This is a genomic window from Mesorhizobium sp. M0140 (assembly GCF_040322475.1).
Classification (GTDB): domain Bacteria; phylum Pseudomonadota; class Alphaproteobacteria; order Rhizobiales; family Rhizobiaceae; genus Mesorhizobium.
Map to the genome: position 1 here is coordinate 1 of NZ_JAMYTM010000004.1, position 25,165 is coordinate 25,165.

The window sequence follows — 25,165 nt, forward strand, 5'->3', positions numbered from 1 at the left end:
CGCAGGGGCGGTCTTCGCCCGGCCTGTGGGTGGGGTTCTAGGTCTTCCACCCAAAAAACCTCCCGTTTTTTCCGCGGCCGGCGGCGCGGTCGCGGTTATACTGGGGGGCGGGGTTGCCCCGGCCCCACGGTTCATAGGCCAGCCTACATGCCGAGCGAAGCTTTGTAGAGCTTGATCTGGTTGTCGCGGCCGATCTGGTCGGTCAGCTTCTCCCAGGCCGCCGCAATGGCGTCGGCGCCTTCCTGCGCCTTCATCTTGCCGGCGAAAGTGTTGGCCAGGATGTCCTCGGCGGCGCTGTAGTACTGGAAGATGCCGGGGATGCGTGGCTCGATCGCCGCGTTCGGATGGTTGTAGCTGTCGGATTCCGACTTGAGGTAGGAGGTGATGAACGCCTCGTCGTAGCCGGCCGCCACCCATTCGGGAATGTCGAAATGCGAGTTGCGGTAAGGCTGGAAGCCCGATGGATACATCGCCGTCCAGATCGACAGGTCCTTGCCGCCGAGATGAGCGGCGGCGGACCATGCCGCCTTCTTCTTCTTTTCGTCGGCATCGACGCGGGCCATGACATAGACGCCCCAGCCGAGATAGGCGCAGTTGGGCGCATAGTTCGGGCCGCTGGCGAGCTTGTCCCAGGCGCCGGTCTTCGCATTGTAGACATCGTCCGAGCCAGGCAGGATCGAGAAGCCGGTGACGTCGCCGACGACGGAAGAGTCGTTGGTCTTGACGTTGGAGCCGACGTCGCCCCACCAGGTGACCATCGAGCCGGTGCCGGCCAGGAACTGCTGGAAGGCGGTCGTGTTCGGATCGGCGTTGATCTGGTCGGCGGGTTCGGACGGCAGCGCGTCGATGACGTCCTGGATGGCGCGCACCCAGGCCGGATTGTTGACGCGCGGCTTCATCGTGTCGGCGTCGAACAGCCAGGCCTTGTCGTCCGGATGCTTGGCATAGGCGCTAGCGCGGCTGCCGAGGAAATAGAAGCCGAAACCACCCCACGCCTTGGGCGCGTCGAGATAGCCAAAGACGTCCTGGTCCTTGAGTTTCTTTCCCTTGAGGAACTTCGTCACCGCCTGGACCTGCTGCCAGGTCTTCGGCACGCCCCATTCACCTTCGCCGCCGCCGTCCTTCCAGGCCTTGGCGAGGTCGGCATCGGTAAACACGTCGGTGCGGTAGTTGAAATTGTGCGCGTCGCCGTCGACGGTCACGCGGTATTGCTTGCCGTCCCAGGTGCCGACCGGCGGCTGCAGATAGGCCACGACGTCCTTCATGTCGATCTGGTCCTTGACCCAATCCGGCATTTCCGAGGTCAGGCCCTTGCCGCAGACATCGCCTTCGAACGGCGCGCCCATCTCGATGATGTCGAAATCGACGGTGCCGGTGGCGATCGACTGCTGCAGGCGGGCGTTGTAGTCGGCCTGCGCCAGGTCGATCCAGTTGATCTTGGCGCCGGTATAGGTCTCCCATGGCTTCAGGAAGCCGCGGAACAGCACATTGTGCAGGTTCTGGTTGTTGAGACCCATGAAGGTCAGCTCGACGCCGGCGAATTCGCCTTCCTTGACGTTGGCCTTGGTCGCCTCGAGGCAGAGTTCACCGACCTTCTGGAAATCGGCGTCCGTCGGCTGGCCTTTGCCGACGCCGGGGATCTGCAGGATTTTGGAGCGCAATTCGCTTGCCGCGGAGGCCGGTCGCGTCAAGGCGCCAAGTCCGGCGCCGGATGCGGCTGCGATCGCGGCCATGCTGGCCGCGCCCTTCAATATGTCGCGCCTTGTGGCGCCGGCACGAACCAGTTTCTCGTAAAGACCCGTTCTCATCGCCTATTTCCTCCCAGAACATCAGTGTGAATAAATCGGCCAACTGTCGGACGCTGGAGCGCCAAGGATGCTCCCCGGTTCGGAAACGAATTAGGCAGGACCCCACCCTGCGTCGATTGAAATTCCCTGCGGATCGGGTACCGACATTTTGACCAGCGCCTGCCACTATTCTCACAACCAAACGCCGTGTCAACGAGAGCGGGTTTTTATCTATAAGAGACCGACTTGCCCTGGCAGGTCGCGTTGGGTAGCTTCTGCGCCTACGGCTAATGGAGCCGATGGGGGAGATATGGCGCAAGTCGCGATCAGCAAGGTGGCCAAGGCCTTTGGAACGGTCAAGGTTCTGCACGAAGTCAGCGTCGATATCGCAGACGGACAGTTCGTGGTGCTGGTTGGCCCTTCGGGTTGCGGCAAGTCCACGTTGCTCAGGATGGTGGCTGGGTTGGAGACCGTCTCCGCCGGCACGATCGCCATCGGCGACCGCGTCGTCAATCATCTGCCGCCGGCCAAGCGCGACATCGCCATGGTGTTCCAGAACTATGCGCTCTATCCGCACAAGACGGTCGAGCAGAACATGGCCTTTGCCCTCAAGCTCAGGAAAACCGATCCGGCCGTGGTCGCCGAGCGGGTCAAGCGCGCCGCCGATATCCTCGACCTCAACCCTTATCTGAAGCGCTATCCCCGCCAGCTTTCCGGCGGCCAGCGCCAGCGCGTGGCCATGGGCCGCGCCATCGTGCGCAATCCGCAAGTGTTCCTGTTCGACGAGCCGCTCTCCAATCTCGACGCCAAGCTGCGCGTGCAGATGCGCACCGAGATCAAGGAGCTGCACCAGCGGCTGAAGACCACTACCATCTACGTCACCCACGACCAGATCGAAGCCATGACCATGGCCGACAAGATCGTCGTCATGCGCGACGGCCGCATCGAGCAGGTCGGCGCGCCGCTCGAACTGTTCGACAGACCGGCCAACCTGTTTGTCGCCGGCTTCATCGGTTCGCCCTCGATGAACCTGCTCAAGGGCGTCATGCGCAAGGGTGCCAGGCCCGGTGTCGACATTGCAGGCACGCTGTTCCCGATTGCACCAGGCAATGCAGCGCAGGATGGCCAGGCTGTCGTCTATGGCGTGCGCCCGGAGCATCTCGAGATCCATCCCGATGGCGTGCCAGCGAAGATTTCGGTGGTCGAGCCGACCGGCTCGGAAACGCTGGTGTTCCTGCGCTTCGGCGACGGCGAGATGGTGGCGCTGTTTCGTGAGCGGCACGACTTCAAGCCCGGCGACACGCTGACCCTGAAGCCCCGGCTCGATCAGATCCACCTTTTCGACGCAGAGACCGGCAAGCGTCTCTGATCCCAACTCACGAGGAATACCATGCTCAAAGGCATCAACCCGCTGCTCAATGCCGACGTGCTGCAGGCATTGCGGGCAATGGGGCATGGCGATGATCTGATCATCGCCGACACCAATTTTCCGTCCGATTCGGTGGCGCGCCAGACGGCGCTCGGCCGCGTGCTGCGCATCGATGCCTCGGCGGCGCAAGTGGTCAAGGCGGTGCTGTCGCTCTACCCGCTCGACACATTCGTCGATGATTCGGCCGCACGCATGGAGATTGTCGGCAAGCCGGACGAGATTCCGCCCGTGCAAAGCGAAGTGCAGAAGGAGGTCGACAACGCCGAGGGCAAGTCGTGGCCGATGATCGCGGTCGAGCGTTATGCTTTCTACGAGCGCGCCAAACAGGCCTATTGCGTGATCCAGACAGGTGAGCGCCGCTTCTACGGCTGCTTCGCCTTCCGCAAGGGCGTCGTGCCGCCGGATGCGGAGTAGCGGCATGGCTTCGGGCAAGCCGGTCGTCATGAAGCCGGTCGTCATCCTGGGTGTGTTCGTCGCCGACACCGCCTACAGGGCGCAGCGGCAGCCGCGCATGGGCGAAACCATCCTCGGCACATCCTTCACGCTGGGGCCGGGCGGCAAGGGCTCGAACCAGGCCGTGGCCGCCGGGAAGCTCGGCGCCGACGTCACCTTCCTCACCCGCCTCGGCGTCGATCCCTTCGCCGACATGGCCAGGCAGACCTGGGCGCAGGCGGGCGTCAAGAATGCCGTCATCGACACGCCGGAAAGCTACACCGGTGCCGCCTACATCTTCGTCGAGGAGACCACCGGCAACAACGCCATCATCGTCAGCCCCGGTGCCGCCATGCTGATCTCGTCAGCCGATATCGAGGCCAATGCCGGGCTGATCGGCGGTGCCGCGTCTTTGTCACCCAACTCGAACAGCCGATCGAAGCAGCCATGCGGGCGCTGGAGATCGCGCGTGGGGCAGGGGTGACGACGATCCTCAATCCGGCCCCCGCGGCAAAGCTTCCCGACCGCATCTACACGCTCTGCGACTACCTCACACCCAACGAGACCGAGACGGAGGAACTGACCGGGATGAAGGTGTCCTCGGTCGACGAGGCGCGGCGCGCCGCGGACAGCCTGCTCGAAAAGGGGGTCGGCACGGTCATCGTCACGCTCGGCGACAAGGGCGCGCTTTTGCACTCTAAGACCCGCTCGGACCATGTTCCAGCCGTCAGTGCCGGGCCGGTGGCCGAAACCACGGGGGCAGGCGATGCCTTCAATGGCGGGCTTGCCGCAGCACTTTCGAGGGGCGTGGAGCCGCTGCAAGCGGTGCGCTTCGCCTGTGCCGTCGCTGGCATTTCGGTGACCCGGCCAGGGACCGCGCCGTCAATGCCGACGCTTCGGGAGGTCGAGGCGCTGCTGGCTGGGGGATAAGATCGGCTTGGCTGACTGGCCGCTGACGCCGCCTCCGGCCAGTTCTTGAGGCCCTATGGTTTTTTCGAACGCAAGCTTGTGGAGATATTGCGCAGCGGGCCTGTGAAGCGCCAGCTTCTGGACTGATGCAAGGCCGCGACTTGCATCTGGCACGCTTGCAACCTTTGTTCGATCTCGTCCTTCTCGTTCCTGGCATCCGAAGCGGCGCTCTGCAGCCCGACGCTGCTTTGGTGAGCCGCCTCAAGCGCACTGCGCAACCTTGAGATTTCAGAATGCAATGTCGCCTTCTCGGCTTCAGCGCTTGCAAGCATCGGTCGGATCGTCTGCACATCCTCCCAGGCAAGGCGCGCTACCAGATCCCCGACGGCACGGCGCATCTGCTCGCTCCAGGCCCTGGGATCAACGCGCATGAGGCGCGAGTATTCGGATTGTTCCTTGCTGGCGTTCGGTATCCAGACTCGCAAGGCCGAAGGCCACCAGCCGGCTCTGTCGGCGATATCAAGCAGTGTGGCGAGTTGGGATACTGCGGAGTGCCGTGATTTTTTCCATGCGGCGCTGAAATGCAGGACGGTTGGAACGCGGCAATAGGTGAAGGGGTTTCGCGGATTCTCGCGCATGATTCGCCGCCACAATTGCCAGTCCCCGGCCGATGCGACGTCTTCGGGCCAGACATCTCGCGACGGCAGGCAATCGGCCCGATACAGGAAGCAACTGGCGGGTATCGTGTTGCCGACCTCAGTGAACCCCCTGAACTCGTCGGCCAGGTCCAGATTGGTCAGGAAGGGGGCTGCGATGCCATCGGTGGAAACCCACAGCGCCTGACTGTACGCGATGGCAGCTCCAGTTTTGAGGCCATCCGCCAGGATCTCAAAATGATCCGGAAACAGGAGGTCGTCATCGGCGGCAAAGCCAATCAGCTCGCCGCGTGCCTCACGCAGCACGATGTTGCGGTTCGCGTAGCCGAAGTTCGGCGCCTTGGGGAGATCGAAGAAACGAATGCGGCTGTCATGGAAGGCTTCGACCACCTCGGCCGTGCCGGCCGCGCAGCCGTCGCCGACGACCAGCAATTCAAAATCGTCGACGGTCTGGTCCAGCACCGATTGGATAGCCACACCGATGACATCCACGCGCGAGTGCGTCGGCATGAGGATGGAAAAGCGGGGCTTGCTCACCATCCCTTCGCGCTGCCGAAATCATGGGGGATGAGATCGGTATCGATCGGCAGGCGATACTTATCGGGATTTGCGTGATCGTATTGTATCGTTGGGAAGTTGATGGCGACCACGTCGGATGTTCCGATGTTTCGGTCGGCATGCCAGACAAATTTCGGAATATTGACCAGGCGTGGATGATTGCTGGAGAGGTAAACCTTCGAAATCTTGCCGTATGTGCTGGATTCGGGGCGAGGGTCATAAAGGACCAGTTCCATCTCGCCGCTGATCACAAAATAGCGGTCCTCGTGCAGCTTGTGCAGGCCCCACCCTTTCACCAAGCCAGGGCGAATTGTGAACATGTAGGAAAAGACCAGCGGGTCGGCATGCCAACCCCAGCGCGGGTCATAGATCTCCGTGACGCTGCCGCGGTCGTCATTGTGCCGGATGCTGTCGAAAAAGGACATGCCGTCCACAAGAGGCGTGGTGCTTTGCCGCTGCTCGTCCAGAGTCCGTTGATCCTGCTGGGCGGCGGCAAGTGTGGTCTCCAGAAGATTCAGGCTGGTGTGATCGCTCATGAACAAAGTCCCCGCTGTTTGACTGCCTTCAGATCGACCTTCCTCTCACAATTTTCGATGGATGTCCTGATCGAGCTCACAGGTTCGTGCAGCCATGATGACTTTTTCGGGGGCGGTTGGATGGGATCGGAGACAGGGGATGGCCAGACGTGCGGGTGCGCGCCGGCGTGCGACTGACAGGATTTGGGCGGCGCCTTGCTTGCGCCGGTTGACGCGACCAGAGCGCGGCGTCGTCAATGCCGACGTTGCAGAGGCGGTTCCTGGGTCTATGCTTGGGAGATCAAACTCAGATCCGAGACAATCCGAGTTGCCTCATCCAAGATGATTTTTTGACAATCAATGTCGACATTTCTCTGAAGCCAAGGGCTTGATACCCTTGAGAGAAATGGCGCGAGTGACGGGGCTCGAACCCGCGACCTCCGGCGTGACAGGCCGGCACTCTAACCAACTGAGCTACACCCGCGCATGGCGAACACGTGTCAGCCGTGTTCGTCGTTGGGGCGCTGGATAAGGGGTTCGCCACCGGGTGTCAAGCGTGACAGGACAGCATAACAGCAAACAGGAGAAGGTTTTTTGACAGCCGGCGTTTTGTTGGCAAAACCGGCATCCAACCAGGGCGTCCTGCATTCATTTGGCCTTGCGAAGCGGACCCTGACCGCTTAAAGGTCCGGCCCGGAGCGGGCGATTAGCTCAGTTGGTAGAGCGCTTCGTTTACACCGAAGATGTCGGCGGTTCGAGCCCGTCATCGCCCACCATTCCATAGTCCATTCAAACTGTTGCCAGACACGGACCCGAGTCGTCTGGTTCGTGCTGCACTCAAGGCGGCAACAGACGGAAATCATTGCCCTCGGGCAGCAGCTGTCCGCCATCGACAACAATGGTCGTGCCGGTGATGTAGCTGGCATCGTCGGAGGCGAGGAACAGGAAGGCGTTGGCGACGTCGCGCGGGCTGCCGAGGCGGCCGAGCGGAATGGAGTCCTCCATGTTCTTGATGTAAGCCGCGCCGCGATGCAGCTCGATGGCTTCGGTCAGGATGTTGCCGGGCTCGACGCCGTTGACGGTGATGCCGTAGCCGGAGAATTCCAGTGCGGCGGCGCGGATGAAGCCGTTGATGCCGGCCTTGCTGGCCGAATAGTGGCCATGGCCCGGGCTGGTGACATGCGGGCCGGTAATGGACGAGGTGTAGAGCATGCGGCCGAAGCCTTGCGCCTTCATCGGCACCAGGGCCGCGCGGCTGGCATTGAAGGTGCCGCGCAGATTGACCGCCATGACGCGGTCCCAGTCATCAGTGCTGGTGTTCTCGATCAGCTGCCAGGGATAGATGCCGGCATTCTGCACGATGACGTCGAGGCGGCCATGGAGTTTGAGCGCCAGCGCCACGGCGGCCTCGGCGTCGCTCATTTGCGAGATGTCGGTGCGGATGAAGGGGACGCCCAACTCGCCAGCGGTGGCTTGCCCGGCCTCGACCTCGGTGTCGGCGAGCACCAGCCTCGCGCCTTCCTCGGCAAAGCGTAGCGCGATGCCCTTGCCGATGCCGCGGGCGCTGCCGATGATCAGCGCTACCTTGTCTTGTAACCGATTGGTCATGCGAGCCGTCCTGTCATGCGAGTCTTTGGCGAATGGTTTGCTTGAAGGCGTCGAGCAGCACGGCCGCCAGCACCAGCAGGCCGTGGATCACCTGGGTGAAATTGGCCGGCAGGCCCATCAAATTGATCGCCGTGTTGATGGCCGAGAGCAAAAGCACGCCGGCATAGACGCCGGGGAGGGTGCCGACACCGCCTTTCAGGCTGACCCCGCCGATGACGACCGCGGCGAACGCGTTGAACAGCAGGCCGACGCCGAGATTGGCGGTGGCGCCCGAGGTGCGGATCGCCAGCAGCCAGCCGGCAAGGCCGGCAATGGCGCCGGCGAGAACGAAGGCGATGATGAGATTGCGGTTGACGCGGATGCCGGCGCGGAAGGTCGCCGTCTCGTTGCCGCCGATCATCACCAGATGCCGGCCGAACGGCGTCTTGGCCATGATCAGCGAAAAGACGACGAAGCAGCCAACCGCGATCCAGGCGGTCAGCGGCAAGCCGATCAGGCGCTGGATGCCGAACCAGCGGATGGCCGGCGCCAGGTCCTGTGCCGAGCGGCCGCCTGACACGACCAGCACGAGGCCGCGCACCCAGATGTAGGACGCCAAGGTAATGATGAAGGCGCTCATCTTCACCTTGACCACCAGATAGCCGTTGAAGGCGCCGATGAGGCCGCCGACTGCCAGCGCCAGCAGCAGCGAAACCGGAACCATCAGCCATTCGGGATGCAGCTGCACGCCCATGCCGATGCCCGACGAGCAAAACAGGATGCCGACCGCCATGGCGCTGAGCGCTGCGACGGATTCGACCGACAGATCCATGTGGCCGGCGATGATCACCAGCGCCAGGCCGATCGACATGACGCCGAGCACGCTGGAAGCCTCGATGATGTTGGCGAAAATGCCGAGCTGAAAGTAGTTCGGGACAAAGATGGAGAAGACCACCAGCACGAACAGCAGCATGAACCAGACGAGGTTGTCGAGTACGAACTCCAGGGCTTTGCGTGTGCGCGGGTTCATGGGCTGATCCGGTTGGCGCCCCCGCGAAATCAACTCGATTTCGTCGGGTTAAGGCGCGGATTCAAATTCGCCACGGCATCCTTTCGGACGCGGCGTTGTGAAAGGGCAGGCTCCGGGCTGCTATGGCCCGGAGCGCTTTCAATGACTATTCGACCGACTTGACGGTGTCCGTCGGTGGCTTCTGGTTGCCCCAGAAGGCCGGATTGTCGACGTTTTCCTTGGTGATGGCGGCACCGGGGATCTTGATGTTCGGACCCCAGGCTTCCGTGGTCACGGTCGATTTCAGGCCGAGCACGTCGTATTCGCCGGGCTTGATCTCCTGCTTCTTGACGATCTTGTCCATGAACATGGCGACAGCCGCGGCCTGCGCGTAGAGCGGCTGCTCGATTTCGGCGTTGAGCCAGCCCTTGCGGATCAGGTCGAGGCCGACCGGAGCGCCGTTCGAGCTCATCAGCATGACGTCGCCCGGCTTCTTGCCGGCCGCCTCGAGCGAGGCGACGGCGGCGACTGATAGGTGCGCGGCATGGCTGAAGATCAGGTCGATGTCGGGGTTGGCCAGCATCTGGTCGGCAACGATTGTGCCGGCATTGCTGGCTTCCCATTGCATGGCCGGAAGCGAGATGATCTTGACGTCCGGAAACGCCTTCATCTTCTCCTCGAAGCCCTTCTGGATGTCGAGCGTATAGGGATCGCCGGGATCGCCGAGCACCTGCAGAACCTTGCCCTTCACCGAGCCGTTCTTGGCTTTCAGCAGCTTCTCGGCCTGGTCGGCGGCGACGTAGCCGATCTCGACCGTTCCGGCGACAGAGGTGAAGTCGGATGGCGTTGAGGTGATCTGGCGGTCGAACTCGACCACTGGGATGCCGGCGGCGCGGGCTGCCTCGATCGACGGTTTCAGTGCATTGAAGTCAACTGCCGCCAGGATGATGGCCGCCGGCTTCAGCGCGATGACATCGTTCATCTGCGATTGCTGGGCGTCGGTCTTGTTGTCGGCGTTCAGCGTCTTCATCTCGTAGCCGGTCTGCTTCAGGAACAGTTCCAGCGCGCTCACCGATCCGGTCTGAAACTCGTCCAGCAGGGTCGGCACCATATAGTAGACGATACCCTTGGACTGGGCGAATGCCGGCGTGAGCGTGGCAAAGGCCAGTGCAAGGATACCGAAGACAGCAAGAAGTATTCGCTTCATGTCGTTCGCTCCTCTTAAGCCGGACCCCTCTTTGTCCCTCAGCCTGTCGGTCCGGCACCGGCAAGCGTCTCACCGGTGATCATGTTGATCACCGCATCGGGACTTGTTTTATTGCGTGCGACATCGCCGGCCACGACGCCTTGGCGGATCACCACGATCCGGTCGGCGACCTGAAAAGCCTGCTGCATGATATGGGTGATGATGACGACGCCGATGCCCTGGTTCGCCACCTGGCGGATCATGTCGAGGCCGCGCCGCGTCTGTTCGACCCCGAGCGCTGCGAACGGTTCGTCGAGCAGCACCAGCTTGCCGCCCCAATGCACGAACCGGTTGAGCTCGATGGCTTGCCGCTGGCCGCCCGAAAGGTGCTCGACATTGGCGCGCAGCGAGGGAATGCGGGTGCCGGCACTGGCCAGCGCCTTTCCGACGACGGCTTCCATGGCGCGCTCGTCGAGCACGGGAATGCCGAAAACCTGTCTGGTGATTTCGCGGCCCATGAAGAAATTGGCGACCACGTCGACATTGGTGCACAGCGACAGGTCCTGGTAGACGGTCTCGATGCCGGCTGCCTTGGCCTCTGCGGGCGACCGGGCAAGGAACTCCTTGCCCTCGAACAGCATTCGGCCGGAGGTCGGCTCCAGTCCGCCGGCGATAATCTTGACCAGTGTCGATTTGCCGGCGCCGTTGTCGCCCAGCAGCGCCACGACCTCGCCCTTGCCGATCGAGAAGCTGATGCCCTTGAGCGCTTCGATCGCGCCATAGTTCTTGGTGACGTTGTCGAGCACCAGCAGGGGTTCACTCATGCCGCAATCTCCCTGCCTTTGAGAAGGTCGCGCTCGCGTTCGCGTTCGGCCGCGAACATCTGCCCGAAGCGAGGTGACAGCACCCCGGAAACCGCAAGGGCGGCGGCGCCGCGCAGCACGGAATGCTGCCCGCCGCGTGCGACCACAACCCTGGGCGTCGTGCGGTCCTTGCGAGCCGAGACGGAGTTGTGCAGGCCTCCGACCGAACCAGCCAGCATTTCGAGCAGGTCGGCGGACGCCAGCCCGCCGAGGATGACCGTCTCCGGGTCGAACAGGTTCTCGATGACGGCGACGGCGTTGTGAAAGATCGGTGCGACTTCGGCGACCCAATCCGCCTCGCTGCCGTTCCAGCGCCGGAGCGCCTCGAGCGACAAATATCTTTCGAGACAGCCGCTGTTGCCGCACGGGCAAGCCTCGCCGCCCGGAATAACGGGAATGTGCCCGATCTCGCCGGCATTTCCCCAGGCGCCGCGCAAGGCGCTGCCGTCATGAACCATGACGCCGCCAAGGCCGACGCCGAAATAGAGATAGTAATATTCGGAAAACTGGGCGCCGAGGCCGTAGAGGCGCTCGCCCATGGCGGCTGCTGCCATATCGGTTTCAAAGAAGGCCGGCAATCCGGTGGAGGCCGCCAGCCGTTCGCGCAGCGCTACATCCTTCCAGCCGGTCATGGTGGTCGGCCCCACGAAACTCATGGACTCCACGTCGAATGGGCCGGGCAGGGCCATGCCGACGCCTAGCACCCGTCCGCCAGCCCGTAGTCTGGTCAATTCCACCACCATCGCCCCGATCAGCTCGAAGGCGTGGTCCGGCGTCGCATTTGGCGCCTCGCGGTAGATGCTCTCGATCACGTCGCCGCTCAGATTGATCAAGGCGGCGCTGATACCAAGCGGAGTGATGTGGATGCCGACGGCATAGCCCCCATCGGGGTTGATCCGGAGCGTCGCTGGCGGCAGGCCGCGCCCCTTCGGCTCTTCGCGCAGCGACAGGATGTAGCCCTGATCTTCCAGTTCGCGAACGATGGTCGACACCGTCTGGACGGTGAGGCCGACGCGCCGGGCGATCTCGCCGCGGGCGATAGGTCCATGCAGGCGGATGGACTCAAGCACGATGCGCCGGTTGTACGGCCGCCCGAACTCCTGATTGGTCCCCCGCAGTGCCATGATTGCGCCCCTTAGGAGAGCGCAGCTTTGCATTGCTTATTTATTCAGTCAAATGGAATTCAAAAATAAATTCACGACGAAGTTTTCCAGGGAAGGCTTTCGAGGACGTATTCGGTTCAGGACCTGCTCACACGCCGCCCTGGCTGATTGCCGCCATGTCGAAACCGTTTCAAAGGTGGGCGGACCCCGCGACCGTTGATCCGACAAAGCATGGAGCAAAGATGATCGAATTGCCGTTTGCCCGCGACGAGTACCAACAGCGGCTACGAAAAATCCGCACCGAGATGGCGAAGCGCGATCTCGAGCTCCTTGTCGTCAACGACGTTGCCAACCAGCATTACATCACCGGCTACGATGGCTGGTCGTTTTATACGCCGCAGGTGGTGCTGGTTCCAATCGAGGATGTCGAGCCGGTCTGGATCGGGCGCGCCATGGATGCGGCAGGCGGTCTTCTGACCGCCTGGATGAAACCGGAAAACGTGGTCGGCTTTCCGGAAGATCATGTTCAGCGCGTCGATCGCCATCCCATGGACTGGATCGCGAACTGGATCGTCGCCAGGGGCTGGGGTGTCAGACATATCGGCATCGAACTCGAAGCCTATTATTTCTCCCCCAAGGCGCACGCCCGGCTTGTCGCCGGACTTCCCAACGCAAAATGGCACGATGCCGACCTGCTGGTGAACTGGATCCGCGCGGTCAAATCGGCGCCCGAGATCGCGTATTTGCGCAAGGCATCGACCCTGGCCGAAGCGGCCGTCACGCGGGCTTTCGAGGTGATTGCGCCGGGTGTTCGCGAATGCGATGCCATCGCCGCCATCCAGGCGGCGCAGATTGCGGGCAGCCCGGATTTTGCCGGCGACATCACCGCGCTTCCACCGACAATCCTCGGTGGCGAGAATGCCTCGGCGCCGCACATCATGTGGAGCGACAGGCGGTTCGGGGAAAACGAGACGATCGCGCTGGAACTTGCCGGCGTCTGCCGCCGCTATGCCGCCGGCCTCGCCAGGACCATGCAGCTTGGCAAGACGCCGACAAATGTTTCGGACACGGCAAAAGCGGTGATCGAGGGTATGGATGCGGTGCTCGACGCGGTCAGGCCGGGAACATCAGCCGAAGCCGTCGAAGCCGCCTGGCGCAAGGTCATCCAGCGCTACGGACTGAAGAAGGAATCGCGCATCGGCTACTCCATCGGGGTTGCCTATCCGCCGGATTGGGGCGAGCACACGATCAGCCTCAGGCCGGGCGACAAGACCGTGCTTGAACCGGGCAATGTCGTTCATTCCATCCTCGGCATGTGGATGGACGGCTGGGGCATCGAGATCAGCGAGACCATCCTGGTCACCGAAACCGGCCATGAGACCCTGACGAAGTTCCCGCGAGAGATCCATGTCAAATCCTGAGGGTTCGGCCACGGCGGATGGTGTTGCGAAAACCGTGACGACCGATATCGCCGCCGGAATTCTCGATCGGATGATCGAGGTCCGCCGCCATCTGCACCGCAATCCCGAGCTCTCGAACCAAGAGGCCGGCACGCAGCGTTATCTCAGGCAGATGCTGGTGGATCAGGGGATTGCCGACATTCGCGACGTCGCCGGCTTTGGCCTTGCCGTCGATATTGTCGGCACCGGCAAGCCGTCAAATCGAAAGATCGCCATTCGCGCCGACATCGATGCCTTGCCGATCGAGGAGGAGTCCGGCGTCGATTATGCATCGACGAATCCAGGCGTGATGCATGCCTGCGGTCACGACGCCCATGCATCGATGGCTTTCGCAGTGGCCGCGCATCTTCACCGGTCGCGGGACAGTTTTGGCGGCACCGTTCGCCTCATCTTCCAGCCGGCCGAGGAAGACGAACCGTCGGGCGGCAGGCGGGTGGTGGAAGAGGGGCTTCTCGACGATATCGATGCCGCCATCTGCGTCCACGTCGATCCCTACACGCCGACCGGCAAGATCGCCGTCGGCTCCGGTCCCTACACTCTGGCCTGCGATACGTTCGATGTGGCCGTCATCGGCTCGGCCTCGCACGCGGCAAAACCGCATGAAGGTGTCGATGCGTTGGCCGTGGCTTGCTCCCTGGTGAGCGAATTGCAGAAGATCGTTTCGCGCGAGATCGACCCGTACGATCCGCTGGTGATTTCCGTGACGGCCATCAACGGCGGCAACGCCTACAATGTCACCGCCGGCAAGGTCACGTTGAAAGGCACCATCCGCAGCGGCAGCGATGCAACCCGCGAGCGTGCCTGGCGCCGCATTCGTACGATAGCCGATGGGGTAGCGACCAGCCACGGCGCGCGTGTCGAGGTCGACATCCACAAGGGCGAACCGGGGGTTGTCAACGATGTCGAGATGACTGAACTGATTGCCGCCAGCGCCAAGGCCTGCATCGGTGCCGACAACGTCCTCAACACGCCCGGATGGACGATCGCGGACGACTTTGGCTACTACAGCGAGAAACGTCCTTCGGTCTATTTTCGGCTGGGAATCCGAAACGAGGCGATCGGATCGGTCTTTCCGCTCCATCACGCCCGGTTTCGTGTCGACGAGGCCGCGTTGGAGGTCGGCGCGGCCACCCTGGTTGCGGCAGCGACGGCGTTTCTGTCGATGGAAGCGCCTTAGTCAGCCATCATGATGGTCATCGGCGCATGGGGCAGGAGCCCAGGATCGCTTACAGATACTGGGCGACCTTCTTGCCGACCGTGAGGAAGCGCAAGGGATCGATCGCTTCGCCATTGTGGCGGACTTCGTAGTGCAGATGCGGGCCGGTCGAGCGGCCGCTGCTGCCGGTCTTGCCGATGACGGCGCCGGCGTCCAGTTTCTCGCCGACGGTGACGTCGATCTCGCTGAGATGCCCGTAACGTGTCGCAAAGCCATTGCCGTGGTCGACTTCCACCATGCGGCCATAGCCGCCGTTCCAGCCGGCCTTGGTGACGGTGCCGGGCGCGGTGACCTTGGCGGCCATGCCGATCGGCGCCCTGAAATCCATGCCGGAATGCAGTGCCGCGGTGCCGAGGATCGGGTCGGTGCGCACGCCGAACGGGCTGGTGACGGAGTGGCCCGGCGCGGGGTTGGTCAGCGGCAGCTGGCGCGCTTCGTTCTTGAGATGGTCGAGCGCGTCAAGCGCTTCGTCCAACTCCTTGACCTTGCTGTCGAACATCATCGAACTGTCGACCGGAATGAGCGGTCCGCCGACATCGCTGTCGCCCTTGCCGAAGTCGCTGTCGACGGGCAGTCCGGCCGCCTCGAGCGCCTGGGTGATGGCATCGGCGCTCTTGTAGGCATTGTCGGCAAGCGTGCTGATGCGGGTCAGTTGATCGCTCTCGATGGATCTCAGCGATTGGTTGATCGAGACGAAGAGCTTGTCGGCACGATCGGCGGCTGAATCGCTGGGCAGCGGATCGGAGCGGGTCGACCACAGCGAGAACGGCCTTGTGTCGCCGGCGCCGGGATCGGCGCTCAGGCTGGCGACCGCATAATTGCGCGCGGGCTCCTTGATGCTGCCGGTCACTTCGGCGCGTTTGTCCGGCTTCGCAACCGCTGCCGGATATTCGGCCGGCGCTGCGCCGACTTCGCTCTCGGCGCGTTCGAGCAGCGGGCCAAGGCGGCCGTGACGCTGGCTCAGCTGGCTCTGCCGTTCAAGCAGTTCGCTGACCTTGGTTTCCATCAGCTGCTGGTCGAGCAACTGCCGGCTGGTGATGCGGTCGACCTGGGCGCGAAGCGCCGAAATGCGATCTTCATAGGCTTGCTGCATGCGCGCCTGACGCGCCGTGGTGGCGCCGATCAGATCGTCGCGCAGCACGAGATAGGATGTGGCCATGAGGTAGCTTATGGCAATGGCGGCCAGCGCCGAGCCGATGAAGGCCGCCAGCCAGGGCCGGATCGTGAAATGCCTGATCTCGTTGCCCCGGGCGATGATGATCGTATGGGGCTCCTTACGCCTGCCGAAGACTGCGGACTGACCGGTTGCGTTCACGGGACCAAGCTTTCGTTTACGACACCACGACAGCTTGACTACACATTATTAAGGTTAACAAAGGCTTGCAGCGCCGACTTGTCCGCAGCGATTGCCCGCCAGGCGTGCGTAAGGTTGTAAGGGAAACCGGGCCGGCCTCGCCGGCAAAATCTCAAAGCGCACGAACGGCCTCGAGCACCTCTTCCGCATGGCCCTTGACGCGGACCTTGCGCCAAATCCCAGCGATCCGCCCGTCGCGGCCGATCAGGAACGTCGCGCGCTCGACCCCCATATACTTGCGGCCATACATCGATTTCTCGACCCACAGATGGTAGGCCTCGATCACCTTGCGCTCCTCGTCGGCGGCGAGGTCTATGGTGAGATTGTACTTCGACTTGAACTTGTCGTGCTTCTTGACGGGGTCGGGCGACAGGCCGATCACCACGGCGCCGGCCTTCTCGAACTCCGGCTTCAGCTGCGAGAAGCTGATCGCCTCCTGCGTGCAGCTTGTTGTGTCGTCCTGCGGATAGAAATAGAGCACGATGGGCTTGCCGGACGATGCGGCAAGGCTGACTGATCCGCCGCCGTCCCGCGGCAGGTCGAATTGCGGCGCGAGATCGCCTACGTCGAGGTCAGCCATACCGATGCCCTTGTTTGAGGTTACGCGCGAAGCCACACCGATATAGTGTCGGACGGGGATTCGTCCACGATCGAGTTCGTACAACGGAAAATTGCGTGGATCAGGAGCGACCGCAGCACGAGAAGATCCGGTTCAGGCGTGATGAGATCACCGACCTGGGGACCTTTCCGTCCGCCTGCCGTGTGCCGCCGCTCGGTCAGGCGTCGATCGGACGCGGTTTTCGCATCCTGTCGCGACTGTTCGCCGGTCTGGTCGCTTTCGTGCTGCTGGCCGCCATGCTCGTTTATCTGGTTGGCGCCTCCGGCATCGGAGCCGACCGGCTTCGCACCGAGGCGGAAACGGCGCTCGAGAAACTGGCGGGCGTCGATGTCAATGTCGCGGTCGGGCCTGCCCGCATCACGCTCGACGGTTCGAGTTTCATCGCGCTCCAGGTCAGCGACGTCAGCTTGAAGACATCGGACGGCAAGCCGATGGCCGATGCCGGCCGCGTGCGCTTCGGCGTGCGTCTGTTCCCGCTGCTGTGGGGGGATGTGCGGTTGACCAGCGCCAGGATCTCGGATGCCCGCATCGTCGTGGCTGCGATGCCGTCCGGCGGCGACTGGACCGCCGGCCTGCGCAATGGGGACGGCCTCATCGATCCGGAGAAGCTGTCCGCCGCGGTGTTCGGAAACATCAACCACGCACTCGATGCCGTGCGGGAGGATTCGCTACGCCGGATCGACCTTCGCAATGTCGAATTCGTGCTGCCCGAAACCGGAGCAATCAAGCTCGTCAAGATCACCGACGCCACCGTCGTGCAGTCAGGCCCGGGCGGCATGCAGTTCTCGTCCACGGCGGACATCGACGGCAGGACGGCTACCGTTGCCGCTTCCGCCTCCCGCGATATCGCGGCGCACCGCGTCACGGCACTGGATGCGAGCGTCGATCTGGCCGATACCGGCGACATGGCGGCCGCTGCCGGCAAGCTGGGAACCGTCGCGCTGAAGCTGATGGGATCGGAAGGGTTCGGCGCGAACGCATCGCGACTGACGGCCGCTTTGTCGTCGACGGGTTCTGTCCTCGATCTCGGCACGCGAGGACTGCTGCCGGCGGACGTCGATATCAATGCGACGCTGGTTGCGGGCAGCAACAAGATCCAGGTCGACAGATTGCTGCTGAAGACCGGCCGCTCGACATTCGATTTCGCCGGGTCGATCGGGCCGAAGCCGGCAAGCGGAGCGGTGGGTGAAGAACCCTCCTATCGCTACGACCTGACCAGCGACGGGTCATCGCTTGCGCCTTCGGAGTCGCCCGAGCCGGCGCTCACCTTCCTCGCCCGGATTGCCGGGGTCTACAATACGGTGAGCCACAAACTGGTCGCCGAGCAGATCGCGCTTCGGTCCGCCGGCTCCGGCGAGGTGCTTGGCACCGCTGCCGTGGCGTTCGTCGACGGCAAAGTGCCGGGGATCAATCTGGCGTTCAACATCCACGACATGCAGGTCTCTCACGTCAAGCAGCTGTGGCCGTGGTTTTCGGCGCGCAATGCCCGGCTCTGGGTGCTGGCCAATCTGTTCGGCGGCCGTGTCGTCGACGCCAACCTTCAGTTCCAGGTGGTGCCGGGCCGGCTCGGCAACGGCGTGCCGCTTTCGGCCGATGAGGTGTTCGGCCGCTTCCAGATCGAGGGATCGCGCTTCGACACCGCCGGCCGCATCCCGCCGATACGCGACGCGGTCGGTGTCGTCGGTTTCCACGGCAACGATGTCGATATCTCGCTCTCCTCGGGCACCGTCTACATGCCCAGCGGCCGCACCGTGGCGGCCAGCAACGGCACGCTGACCGTCAAGGCGGCCAACCGCCCGCCGGTCGTCGGCGCGCTCGATATCGACGTCGACGGCGAAGCGTCGGCCGTCGCCGAACTCGCATCCTACGAGCCGATCAACGCCATGCGCCATGTCGGCATTCTGCCGGAAGACCTGTCGGGCAGCGTCACCGGCCACGTCAAGGCTGATATTCCGCTGCAGTCGGGCGTCGACAGTTCGAAGCTCGATTGGCTGGTGTCGCTCGACTACACCGGTATGTCCTTGGCCAAGCCCTTCGAGGGCCAGATCGTGACGGATGCCGACGGTTCGATCACGGTCGATCCGGAGAAGGCGGTGATCTCCGCCAAGGCATTGCTGAACGGCATTCCGGCCGAACTCGATCTGGTAGAGCCGCTCAGGGATGACGGGCCGGCGCGCAGCCGCAAGGTGGCTCTGGTGCTTGACGACAAGATCCGCGCCGCCGCCATGCCCGGCCTGAAGCCGCTGCTTGCCGGAACGGTAAAGGTGGCGATCGACAAGAACGGCAGCGGCGACCAGAACGTCTCGGCCGACCTGACCAACGCCAGGCTGGACATTCCCTGGGCGGGCTGGAGCAAGGGGGCAGGGGTCCCCGCCAAGGTCACCTTCGTCATGACCAGGTCCGGCGAGACCATGACGCTGTCCGATTTCGACCTCGACGGAAAGACGTTCTCCGTCGACGGCAGCATCGTGCTGGTCAATGGCGCCTTGTCGTCGGCGCGGTTCAGCAAGGTCACCTTGAACAGGGGCGACGACGTTGCCGTGTCGGTGAAGCGGTCCGGCAAGGGCTATGCGGTCGACATATCGGGCAACGCGCTCGATGCCCGCTCGCTCATCAAGCAGTTCACCTCGGACGTCGACACGGCGACCAAGACCACCGGTTCCGACGCCATTTCCGTCAGCGCCGATGTCGACCGGCTGACGGGTTTCCACGACGAGCAATTGTCCAACCTGAAGCTCGACTACAGCGCGGCCGGCTCGCGGGTGAACGGGCTGAAGGTCAGCGCCACGGCAAGTTCAGGCGCCGCCATATCGATCAGCAACACCACTGGCGCCGGCCGGCGCACGCTCAACATGCAGTCCGCGGACGCCGGCGCCATCCTGAGATTCCTCAACATCTACGAGCATATGGAAGGCGGCGCGATCACGCTCGCACTGGCGGGGCCAAGCGACGGATCGCTCAAGGGCAAGGTCGACACCAGCAACTTTTTCGTCGTCAACGAACCGAAACTCGCCTCCATCGTCTCGACCACGCCGGCCGGCGACAACCGCAGCCTCAATCAGGCGGTCAAGGGCAAGCTGGACACATCGCGGGTGAAGTTCGAACGCGGCTACGCCGAGATCGACAAGGGCAGCGGCTATCTGAAACTGGCCAATGGCGTGCTGCGCGGACCGCGCATCGGGACGACGTTCCAGGGCACGCTCTACGACCAGAACAACAACATGGACATGACCGGCACGTTCATGCCGGTCTATGGCCTCAATCGCATCTTCGGCGAACTGCCCATCGTTGGCGCGCTGCTCGGCAATGGCCGCGACCGTGGCCTGATCGGCGTCACCTATCGGCTCAAGGGCAATGCCAACAAGCCGCTGCTGGACGTCAATCCGCTGTCGGTGATCGCGCCTGGAATATTCAGGTCGATCTTCGAGTACCGGTGAGCTTGGTCAGTTCGCGTATATTGCCAAACTGGTGCTTGTGAGTCCTGCCAAAAATCGGTTAGATCGGCGTGTTTTGGGAGGACTTAGAGCTAATGGTAAAAGAGGCCAACGTTACTTGGCGCTCAAAATATCAGAGCGATATCGAAAGCGGCGAGCTCACCGCGAAATTCAGCGCAGACGGCTCGCGTATCCTGCGTTGGTACATAGACTTTCGACACAAGCTGCTCCATGTGCACAAGGAGTTAAGTGCGCCAGAGCTGTTCATGCTTCAGCACAAAATAGACTCACTGATGGAGCAATGGGACGAAAGGGCGGACGAGCAGCACCGAAAGCGAAAAGTATTTGCCAGCAAATATCAGGCCGAGCAAGATACAGCTGAAGCAACGGTGCGGCTTGAAGGGCTGCATCGGCTTCTAACTCATACACTTGCGGTCAATGACCGCGTTAATTGGAATGCCCTCAAGGACCACAGCTTGTATGATGGCCCAATGACCTTTCAAAGGGCCATGCCTCAACGCAGGAGGCATGTCGAGCCCAAATTCACACCCCCAGACATCTCATTCTTCGACAACTTATTCGGTAGGGCAAAGCGTCGGATAGCGGATGCCCAAGCGCGATTTGAGCGAGAGAAGTCCGATTGGCATACTTTGGAGCAGAGAGAGACCGGCAAGCTTAATCAGTCGATTGCCCATTGGACAGCCGAAAAGGCAGAGTTTGAAGCAACTGCGCAGCGACAGAGGCGTGAATTTCTAGAAAGGCAGGCTGCGGCCAATCAACGTGTCGATGCCTTGGTCGCGAATGTCGCAAATGGCGATCCGCAAGCGGTCATAGAGCACGCGACGCTGGTTCTCGATGCCTCAGATTATGACGAAATGTATGAAAAGTCTTATGAAATTGAATACGCCTCGGACGCAAAAACTTTGATGCTCGAATATCAGTTGCCATCGCCAGATGAACTGCCGGTCGTTAAATCCGTTCGCTTCGTCGCTGCGACGGGCGAACTGAAAGATACCCATATCTCAGAGAAAGAGCAGAAGGCAAACTATGACTCAGTCTGCTACCAGATTTGCCTTCGAACCATTCATGAACTGTTTGAGGCCGACGAGTCCGACAATCTGCAAAGTGTATTGTTCAACGGCATTTCGACGTTCGTCGACCGGACAACAGGTCGGGATACGACATCGTGTATCATGTCGATTTTGGTGAACCGCGAGGACTTCCTTAGAGTTGACCTTCGGCGTGTCGATCCGAAGGCTTGCTTCAAAAGCCTCAAGGGCGTGTCTGCTTCTTCACTTGCAGCACTGGCACCCATCCCTCCCGTTATGGTTCTGAACAGGGAAGACAGGCGTTTTATTGACCCGCGCATGGTTATGGATACGCTTGATACTGCGATGAATTTGGCCTCCATGGATTGGGAGGATTTCGAACATCTCGTTCGCGAACTCTTCGAAAAGGAATTTGCTTCACGTGGAGGCGAGGTAAAGGTCACGCAGTCGAGCAATGATGGAGGAGTTGACGCTGTAGCTTTCGATCCCGACCCCATTACTGGCGGGAAGATCGTGATCCAGGCTAAGCGATACACTCGAACAGTCGGCGTTGCAGCCGTCCGTGATTTATACGGAACTATGCAGCACGAAGGCGCGTCACGCGGTGTCCTCATTACAACTGCTGACTATGGCCCTGATGCGCACAAATTCGCGGCGGGGAAGCCAATCACACTTTTTACCGGGGCCAACCTCCTGCACCTTCTTCAGAGGCATGGGTATAATGCGAAAATCGATTTGCGCGAGGCCCGCAAGGAACTCAACTTGCGCGATTATAGCTGACGGACGGCGGCCCTCAGGCCGGCCGCACCAGAATGTGTTTTTTCTTTCCCAAAGACAGCTTTACGACGTTTTCCGGACTCAAATCCTTCGAGGTCACCAGCCGGCGCTCGTCGCTGACAGGCTCGTCGTTCAGGCGCACGGCACCGCCCTGCACATGCCGCCGCGCTTCGCCGTTCGATGCCGCCAGTCCGGCAGTGACCAGCAGCGACAGGATACCGACGCCGGTTTCAAGCGCCGTTTTGTCGACCTCGACGGTCGGTAGCGACTCCGCGAGCGCGCCTTCCTCGAACGTCTTGCGCGCCGTATCGCTGGCTTGCTCGGCGGCTGCACGGCCGTGCAGCAGGGCGGTGATCTCGGTGGCGAGGATCTTCTTGGCCTCATTGATCTCGGATCCGCCGAGCTGTTCGAGCCGCGCCACCTCGTCCAGCGGCAGCGTCGTGTAGAGCTTCAGGAAGCGGGCGACGTCGGCATCCTCGGTGTTGCGCCAGTACTGCCAGAATTCGTAGGGGCTCAGCATCTCCGCATCGAGCCAGACCGCGCCCGAAGCCGACTTGCCCATCTTGGCGCCCGACGAGGTGGTGAGCAGCGGCGTCGTCAGCGCATAGAGCTGCGCATCCTCCATGCGGCGGCCGAGATCGATGCCGTTGATGATATTGCCCCACTGGTCGGAGCCGCCCATCTGCAGGCGGCAGCCGAGACGCTTGTAGAGCTCGACGAAATCATAGGCCTGCAGGATCATGTAGTTGAATTCGAGGAACGACAGCGACTGCTCGCGATCGAGCCGCAACTTGACGGAATCGAACGCCAGCATGCGGTTGACGGAAAAGTGACGGCCGACATCGCGGAGGAAATTGACGTAGTTGATCTCCATCAGCCAGTCGGCGTTGTTGACCATGATGGCGTCGTTCGGACCGCTGCCGAATTTGAGGTAGGGCATGAAGTTGCGGCGGATGCCGGCTAGATTGTCTTCGATGTCCTGCGGGGTCAAAAGCTTGCGCGCCTCGTCCTTGAAGGACGGGTCGCCGATCATCGAGGTGCCGCCGCCCATCAACGCGATCGGCCGATGACCCGTCTGCTGCAGCCAGTGCAGCATCATGATCTGGATCAGCGAGCCGGCGTGCAGGCTCTTGGCGGTGGCGTCGAAGCCGATATAGGCCGTCACCGTCTCCTTGGCGAAGATATTGTCGAGGCCGGCATCATCCGAAGTCTGGTGGATGAAACCGCGCTCGCTCATCGTGCGCAGGAAATCGGATTTGAAGGCGGACATTGTTTCTTTCCCGAAAGCGCCCGGCCGCTGTGGCTCGGATGTGCATGAACGCGGGCGTTTAGCATCCAAGCGCGATCAGCAAAAGTGGTTTCCGGTTTTGCGTCTGATCGCGCGCCAGACAAAGATCCAGCGATCAGCAAAAGTGGTTTCCCGTTTTGCAGCTCGCGCGGATGGCGTTTGCGAATCCTTGCTTCGTCGTTTGGGCTGGCGTATTGAGGCGCCGCGCAGGGGCAGGGCCTGAGGCGCCGCGACGGGGCCATCCCGCAGATCAGATCCGGAAAGCTCCGCGATGAACAGGAACTATCTTTTTCTCTTTCTGTTCAGCGTGCTGATGACTTTCAGTGGACTGGCGAGCCTTCCACCCGTCGACCGGGACGAATCCCGTTTTGTCCAGGCCACCAAGCAGATGGTCGAAACCTCCGACTATGTCGACATCCGTTTTCAGGATGCCTCGCGCTACAAGAAGCCGATCGGCATCTACTGGCTGCAATCGGCGGCCGTGGCGCTGAGCGGCGAGGGGGCGGCGGCGCCGATCTGGGTCTACCGCCTGGTCTCCATGCTTGGCATTGCCTTGGCCGTCGTCGGCATTGCCTGGACAGGCACCAAGCTGTTCGGGGCCAATGCCGGTCTCGCCGCCGGCCTGATGATGGCGGCTATCTTCGCCACAGCCTTCGAGGGCCGTGACGCCAAGACCGACGCCATGCTGCTGGCCTGCTGCGTGGCGGCGCAAGGCGCGCTCGCCCAGATTTATCTGGCATCGCGCCGCAACGAACCGGTGGCCGCCCATTTGCCGTGGATCTTCTGGGCGGCTCAAGGCCTGGGAATCCTTATCAAGGGGCCGGTGGCTCCGCTCCTGTCGGTGCTGACGGTCGCCGCCCTGTTTGCCTTCGAGCGCGACTGGCGCTGGCTCCTGAAGCTGAAGCTCGTGCGTGGTGTCGCCCTGGTGCTGCTCATCGTGCTGCCCTGGGTCGCCCTCATCACCTGGAAGAGCGGCGGCGCCTTTCTCAGTGATGCCGTCGGCAAGGACATGATGGCCAAGGTCGCCTCGGGTGAGGAATCGCACGGCCTGCCGCCGGGCTTCTACATGCTGACCTATTCCTTGTTCATGTGGCCGTTCGGTCTGATCGCGGTTGGCGCCGGGCTGCAGGCCCTCAACCGTCTGCGCGACGATCCCCGGTTACGTTTCTGCCTCGCCTGGTACATTCCGTTCTGGCTGGTGTTCGAGCTGATCCCGACCAAGCTGCCGCACTATGTCCTGCCGGCCTATCCCGGCATGGCGCTGCTGATCGGCTGGCTGCTGACCTTGCCGCCGCAGGAGGCGAATGCGCCGCTCAGGCGCTGGCAGGATTGGTTGTGGTGGTCGACCGCATTCGGTCTTGCCGTGGTCAGCCTTGGTCTGGCGGCGGTCTGCGTCGGAGCGCCGATCTATCTCACCGGCGCCTTCTCCTGGTGGAGCATTCCGGCAGCCGCGGCAGCACTGGGGGCGGGCTACCTTGCCTTCTCGCGGGAGTTGCAGGTTCCGCTTCCTCGCATCGGCGCCGTCGCGGCTTGCGCGGGCATCACCTATGGGCTGTTGTTCGGCGTCATCGCGCCTTCGCTGAAGCCGATCTGGCTGAGCCCGGCGATCGAGGCGGCGTTCCAGGCCAACAGGCCTTGCGACACCACGGTGCTCGCTTCGGCGGAATATCACGAGCCGAGTCTGGTGTTCCTGGTCGGCACCAAGACCGTCCTGACCGATGTCGATGGCGTCGCCAAGCATCTGCTCGGCGATCCTGCCTGCGCCCTGGCGCTGGCGCAGGTCGGCGACGAGCAGAAACTGAATGGGCTGCTGGCGGCGCAAGGCAAGTCGGCGAACCGCGTTGCCGAGGTCGACGGCCTCAACTATTCATCGGGAGACAAGCTGTCGCTCGGCCTCTATCGTGTAACCCAGTGACGGCTCGCCGATGCCCATG

Annotated in this window: 19 protein-coding genes, 2 tRNA genes and 1 pseudogene; 10 read left to right on the forward strand and 12 right to left on the reverse strand. The window is 62.4% G+C overall.

The annotated features are described in order from the left end of the window. Positions 1–143: 143 nt before the first annotated feature. Positions 144–1,808 carry an ABC transporter substrate-binding protein gene (locus NKJ37_RS05325; protein ID WP_023810293.1) on the reverse strand — a complete coding sequence of 555 codons (1,665 nt, stop codon included), beginning with the start codon at positions 1,806–1,808 and terminating at the stop codon, positions 144–146. 289 nt (positions 1,809–2,097) lie between these two features. On the opposite strand from NKJ37_RS05325, the gene NKJ37_RS05330 reads away from it, so the two are divergent. The 3 genes and pseudogenes from NKJ37_RS05330 to rbsK all read left to right on the forward strand — a co-directional run bounded on the left by NKJ37_RS05330 (position 2,098) and on the right by rbsK (position 4,578). Beyond that, positions 2,098–3,156 (forward strand): ABC transporter ATP-binding protein, encoded by a 1,059-nt coding sequence (locus NKJ37_RS05330; RefSeq protein ID WP_023810294.1) that lies wholly within the window; start codon positions 2,098–2,100, stop codon positions 3,154–3,156. Between the two features lie 21 nt (positions 3,157–3,177). Beyond that, positions 3,178–3,630, forward strand: coding sequence for an RbsD/FucU family protein (locus tag NKJ37_RS05335; protein ID WP_023810295.1), 453 nt, complete (start codon positions 3,178–3,180; stop codon positions 3,628–3,630). Between the two features lie 4 nt (positions 3,631–3,634). Continuing rightward, a pseudogene (rbsK, locus tag NKJ37_RS05340) lies at positions 3,635–4,578 on the forward strand (ribokinase). 53 nt (positions 4,579–4,631) lie between these two features. On the opposite strand, the gene NKJ37_RS05345 reads toward rbsK, so the two are convergent. The 3 genes from NKJ37_RS05345 to NKJ37_RS05355 all read right to left on the reverse strand — a co-directional run bounded on the left by NKJ37_RS05345 (position 4,632) and on the right by NKJ37_RS05355 (position 6,770). Then, positions 4,632–5,753 (reverse strand): glycosyltransferase family 2 protein, encoded by a 1,122-nt coding sequence (locus NKJ37_RS05345; protein ID WP_023810297.1) that lies wholly within the window; start codon positions 5,751–5,753, stop codon positions 4,632–4,634. Continuing rightward, on the reverse strand, positions 5,747–6,307 hold the full coding sequence (locus tag NKJ37_RS05350) for a polysaccharide biosynthesis C-terminal domain-containing protein (protein ID WP_023810298.1): 561 nt from the start codon (positions 6,305–6,307) through the stop codon (positions 5,747–5,749). Before NKJ37_RS05350 ends, NKJ37_RS05345 begins: the two co-directional genes overlap by 7 nt. A gap of 386 nt (positions 6,308–6,693) precedes the next feature. Continuing rightward, positions 6,694–6,770: transfer RNA gene (locus NKJ37_RS05355), tRNA-Asp, on the reverse strand. Between the two features lie 216 nt (positions 6,771–6,986). Between NKJ37_RS05355 and NKJ37_RS05360 the strand changes: the two genes are divergently transcribed. Next, positions 6,987–7,062, forward strand: a tRNA-Val gene (locus NKJ37_RS05360). A 61-nt stretch (positions 7,063–7,123) separates the two neighbouring features. Here the strand turns inward: NKJ37_RS05360 and NKJ37_RS05365 are convergent. The 5 genes from NKJ37_RS05365 to NKJ37_RS05385 all read right to left on the reverse strand — a co-directional run bounded on the left by NKJ37_RS05365 (position 7,124) and on the right by NKJ37_RS05385 (position 12,055). Continuing rightward, positions 7,124–7,894 (reverse strand): SDR family oxidoreductase, encoded by a 771-nt coding sequence (locus NKJ37_RS05365; RefSeq protein WP_023810299.1) that lies wholly within the window; start codon positions 7,892–7,894, stop codon positions 7,124–7,126. Between the two features lie 13 nt (positions 7,895–7,907). Then, complete coding sequence (locus NKJ37_RS05370) at positions 7,908–8,903, reverse strand: ABC transporter permease (protein ID WP_023810300.1); 996 nt, start codon at positions 8,901–8,903, stop codon at positions 7,908–7,910. A 145-nt stretch (positions 8,904–9,048) separates the two neighbouring features. After that, positions 9,049–10,089 carry a sugar ABC transporter substrate-binding protein gene (locus NKJ37_RS05375; protein ID WP_352673861.1) on the reverse strand — a complete coding sequence of 347 codons (1,041 nt, stop codon included), beginning with the start codon at positions 10,087–10,089 and terminating at the stop codon, positions 9,049–9,051. 38 nt (positions 10,090–10,127) lie between these two features. Further along, positions 10,128–10,892, reverse strand: coding sequence for an ATP-binding cassette domain-containing protein (locus NKJ37_RS05380; RefSeq protein ID WP_128305438.1), 765 nt, complete (start codon positions 10,890–10,892; stop codon positions 10,128–10,130). After that, on the reverse strand, positions 10,889–12,055 hold the full coding sequence (locus tag NKJ37_RS05385; RefSeq protein ID WP_352773082.1) for an ROK family transcriptional regulator: 1,167 nt from the start codon (positions 12,053–12,055) through the stop codon (positions 10,889–10,891). The genes NKJ37_RS05380 and NKJ37_RS05385 overlap by 4 nt, the downstream gene beginning before the upstream one ends. A gap of 221 nt (positions 12,056–12,276) precedes the next feature. On the opposite strand from NKJ37_RS05385, the gene NKJ37_RS05390 reads away from it, so the two are divergent. After that, on the forward strand, positions 12,277–13,455 hold the full coding sequence (locus NKJ37_RS05390; RefSeq protein WP_352773085.1) for a M24 family metallopeptidase: 1,179 nt from the start codon (positions 12,277–12,279) through the stop codon (positions 13,453–13,455). Further along, positions 13,442–14,671 carry a M20 metallopeptidase family protein gene (locus NKJ37_RS05395; RefSeq protein WP_352773087.1) on the forward strand — a complete coding sequence of 410 codons (1,230 nt, stop codon included), beginning with the start codon at positions 13,442–13,444 and terminating at the stop codon, positions 14,669–14,671. Before NKJ37_RS05390 ends, NKJ37_RS05395 begins: the two co-directional genes overlap by 14 nt. Before the next feature lie 49 nt (positions 14,672–14,720). Here NKJ37_RS05395 and NKJ37_RS05400 read toward each other — a convergent pair whose 3' ends face one another. Both NKJ37_RS05400 and NKJ37_RS05405 read right to left on the reverse strand, forming a co-directional pair. After that, positions 14,721–16,025 (reverse strand): M23 family metallopeptidase, encoded by a 1,305-nt coding sequence (locus tag NKJ37_RS05400; protein ID WP_352773090.1) that lies wholly within the window; start codon positions 16,023–16,025, stop codon positions 14,721–14,723. 151 nt (positions 16,026–16,176) lie between these two features. Next, entirely contained in the window at positions 16,177–16,644 is a 468-nt protein-coding gene (locus NKJ37_RS05405; RefSeq protein WP_352552758.1) for a peroxiredoxin, read from the reverse strand. 95 nt (positions 16,645–16,739) lie between these two features. Here NKJ37_RS05405 and NKJ37_RS05410 point away from each other — a divergent pair, with 95 nt between their 5' ends. After that, complete coding sequence (locus NKJ37_RS05410; protein WP_352773093.1) at positions 16,740–20,120, forward strand: hypothetical protein; 3,381 nt, start codon at positions 16,740–16,742, stop codon at positions 20,118–20,120. Between the two features lie 92 nt (positions 20,121–20,212). Beyond that, complete coding sequence (locus NKJ37_RS05415) at positions 20,213–21,946, forward strand: restriction endonuclease (RefSeq protein ID WP_352773096.1); 1,734 nt, start codon at positions 20,213–20,215, stop codon at positions 21,944–21,946. 13 nt (positions 21,947–21,959) lie between these two features. Here the strand turns inward: NKJ37_RS05415 and tyrS are convergent, their stop codons facing one another. Then, positions 21,960–23,213, reverse strand: coding sequence for a tyrosine--tRNA ligase (gene tyrS, locus NKJ37_RS05420; RefSeq protein WP_352773099.1), 1,254 nt, complete (start codon positions 23,211–23,213; stop codon positions 21,960–21,962). Here tyrS and NKJ37_RS05425 point away from each other — a divergent pair. Both NKJ37_RS05425 and NKJ37_RS05430 read left to right on the forward strand, forming a co-directional pair. Next, positions 23,200–23,454, forward strand: coding sequence for a hypothetical protein (locus NKJ37_RS05425; RefSeq protein WP_128303258.1), 255 nt, complete (start codon positions 23,200–23,202; stop codon positions 23,452–23,454). The two genes, tyrS and NKJ37_RS05425, sit on opposite strands and share 14 nt — an antisense overlap. Positions 23,455–23,502: 48 nt before the next feature. Beyond that, positions 23,503–25,146, forward strand: a complete 1,644-nt coding sequence (locus tag NKJ37_RS05430; protein WP_352773101.1) for an ArnT family glycosyltransferase — start codon at positions 23,503–23,505, stop codon at positions 25,144–25,146. The last annotated feature ends 19 nt before the right edge of the window (positions 25,147–25,165 follow it).